Origin of the sequence: Eudoraea sp. (assembly GCF_049669105.1) — a bacterium.
GTDB lineage: Bacteria > Bacteroidota > Bacteroidia > Flavobacteriales > Flavobacteriaceae > Eudoraea.
In genome coordinates this window covers 1-2,687 of the sequence record NZ_JBATKE010000240.1, presented here as the reverse complement: position 1 = coordinate 2,687, position 2,687 = coordinate 1, and the positions used below count along the sequence as shown (strand labels likewise).

General features: G+C 35.8%; 4 protein-coding genes. 3 read left to right on the top strand and 1 reads right to left on the bottom strand.

What is annotated here, in order from left to right; all coding sequences use genetic code 11:
* The first annotated feature begins 152 nt into the window (after positions 1 to 152).
* The 3 genes from WBM60_RS17085 to WBM60_RS17075 all read left to right on the top strand — a co-directional run bounded on the left by WBM60_RS17085 (position 153) and on the right by WBM60_RS17075 (position 2,424).
* Positions 153 to 1,223, top strand: a complete 1,071-nt coding sequence (locus WBM60_RS17085; protein ID WP_424283391.1) for a 3-oxoacyl-ACP synthase III family protein — start codon at positions 153 to 155, stop codon at positions 1,221 to 1,223.
* A gap of 3 nt (positions 1,224 to 1,226) precedes the next feature.
* Complete coding sequence (locus WBM60_RS17080) at positions 1,227 to 1,442, top strand: acyl carrier protein (RefSeq protein ID WP_424276784.1); 216 nt, start codon at positions 1,227 to 1,229, stop codon at positions 1,440 to 1,442.
* 316 nt (positions 1,443 to 1,758) lie between these two features.
* On the top strand, positions 1,759 to 2,424 hold the full coding sequence (locus tag WBM60_RS17075) for a hypothetical protein (protein ID WP_424276785.1): 666 nt from the start codon (positions 1,759 to 1,761) through the stop codon (positions 2,422 to 2,424).
* 9 nt (positions 2,425 to 2,433) lie between these two features.
* Here WBM60_RS17075 and WBM60_RS17070 read toward each other — a convergent pair.
* A partial coding sequence (locus WBM60_RS17070) for a metallophosphoesterase family protein (RefSeq protein ID WP_424283390.1) occupies positions 2,434 to 2,687 on the bottom strand: 254 nt, incomplete at its 5' end.

Below are 2,687 nucleotides of genomic sequence, written 5' to 3'. Positions count from 1 at the left end.
GAGGGTATGTTGGACTCATTTGATATTGTAAGTTTAGTTGCTTCACTTGATGAAGAATATGGAATTTCAATTGATGGAACAGAAATTTTACCGGAAAATTTCTCAAGTGTCGATAGTATTTTTCAATTACTAATTAAAAATGGTGTTACAGAATGAACTTAAAATTTCATAATAAAAAAATTACAGGCATTCTTACAGTTTTGCCCGAAAATGAAGTCAATTTTGACGACGAGATTGATAATTATGACTGCTCAAGAGGTCAGTCTATGAAACTCAAGTTGATTATGGGCTATGGTAAGCGTAGGGTGGTCAAAAAAGGGACAACAGTGTCGGATCTATGCGTTTTTGGCATGAATTATCTTTTTGATAACAATCTTTTAAAAAAGGATGAAGTAGATGCTATGATATTAGTGACGCAATCTCCTGATCATTTTGTGCCAGCTACTAGCCACATTATCCATGGGAGGCTCGACTTAAAACAAGACATGATTTGCTTAGACATTAATCAAGCTTGTTCAGGATATCCAATCGGATTAAACCAAGCATTTATGCTATTGGAACAAGATGAGGTGAATAAAGTGGTAGTATTAAATGCCGATATCATGAGCCGTAAAGTTTCGGTAAAAGATAGAGGTAGCAGACCATTGACCGGTGATGCCGCTGCCATTACTATTGTTGAAAATGATTCATCGGATAATATTATTTATGGAACCGTTAATCTTGATGGTAAAGGGGCCGATGCCCTGATAATTCCTGCAGGTGGTTTTAAGATGCCATCCACGTCAGAAACTGCAGAACTAAAAACCGACAAAAGTGGAAATTCCAGATCTTTGGATCATTTAGTAATGAAAGGGGACGATGTTTTTAATTTTGTTCAAAAAGAAGTTCCTCCCATGATTGAGAACTTACTGGATAAGGCAGGTAGCGACAAGGACGAAGTAGATTATTATATGTTTCATCAGCCCAATAAATTTATGCTGAAAAAGCTTGCAGATAAAATGGGGGTTAGCCATGAAAAAATGCCATACAATATTGTTGAAAATTTTGGAAACTCCAGTGGTGTTTCCATTCCTACCACTATTACTTACAATTTAGGTGAAAAACTATTGACAAATTCCTTTTTAATTTGTCTAGCGGGGTTTGGAGCAGGTTTGAGTTGGGCCTCATTACTAATGGAAATGGGGAATCTGGACTTTTGTGAAACAATCGATTATACTGATTAAGCTATGGAAGATTTTATATCATTAATTGCTGAAATCCTGGAAGAAGAATCTGTTGAGCTTAGCGATGAGCTAGATTCATTCGAGGCCTGGGACTCATTGACCGTTTTGTCGATCATCGCATTTTGCGACTCAGAATATAATGCACCCTTATCAGCAGAGGAAATTAATAACTCAGGCACCATATTGGGGTTAAGGGAGCTGATTGAAAGTAAAATGTAGTGATTGTCCTAACCATTGATAAAGCTAAATAAACAAAGATCTACCTGAATCAAGGGTATATCGGAGCATAGTTTAAGCTTCAACTGGCTTATAAATGGTGAGTAAAACTGTAATAAATTCGGCGACCCAATGAACAATGCCATGAATAAGTCACTTGATCATATAGGGTATACCTCTAAAAAGTTCTTGAATCGAAAACTATAAATCATTTCGCGATATCAGGTAAGTTTAAAGCAGTTCTTTAAAAATTGTATTGCCATTTCCAATAATAAAAAGTAGATTTGGATAAGTACAACCGCTAAAACCAATCAAAATCATGAGAGACGTAATAATTTTAGGTACCGGTGGGTGTGCCGCAGAGGTAACATTTTATATTAAGGACCATAACTCCAAAGCATCCGAAGGGGAAAGAATTAACATTTTAGGGCATATCGATTATGCCGAAAATGAAAAGCCTTATTATGAAAAATATAATTTCAAGGCACCCCTTCTATGTGATATTGATGAATACGAGCCTAAACCGGATGAAGAGGTTTTAATAGCTGTTATGGATATTGAGTTTAAACAGAAAATGATAAAAGCGCTAAAAGACAAAAATGCCAAAATTGGTAGTTTTATTCATCATAGTGTTATAATGCCTAAAAACCTTGATATTGGCGAGGGTAATATAGTTTTCCCATTCTGTATTCTTGAAGAATATGCATCCATTGGCAATTACAACCTCCTTACGTCGTATTGTTTTATCAGCCATGACTGCGTAGTGGGTGACAATAACTTTTTTTCCGTTGCAGGAGTCGCCGGATCCGTTAAAGTTGGAAATAACAACTATTTCGGACTTAGATCCCTTGTGATTCCACATGTTGAGGTGGGTAACAATAATGTCATCCAGGCCGGTATGATTGTTGACAAAAATGTGAAAGATGACACCACGGTATTCTATCGTTTTAAAGAAAAAGTTATGGCAATTCCCAAAGTAACATAAGCATTAAAACTATATTTTATGGAAGCCGGCATAATATCTTTCTTCCTTTTTTAAAGCTTTATAATTAGAATCATTGAATCCGGCTTTTATCATCAATTCATTTACTTTGTCAATATCATAATCCACTCTATGCAAGGAAATATTTTCATTTTCAACAATGGCAAATGCTGCTTTAGGATTACGATCCCTCGGTTGCCCAACAGAGCCAGGGTTACAGTATGTTTTAGCTCCATATTCCTTTATTACTTGAATATGTGTATGAC

Coding starts and splice junctions, on each gene's coding strand:
- WBM60_RS17085 (WP_424283391.1), top strand. CDS start 153: ATGAACTTAAAATTTCATAATAAAAAAATTACAGGCATTCTTACAGTT.
- WBM60_RS17080 (WP_424276784.1), top strand. CDS start 1,227: ATGGAAGATTTTATATCATTAATTGCTGAAATCCTGGAAGAAGAATCT.
- WBM60_RS17075 (WP_424276785.1), top strand. CDS start 1,759: ATGAGAGACGTAATAATTTTAGGTACCGGTGGGTGTGCCGCAGAGGTA.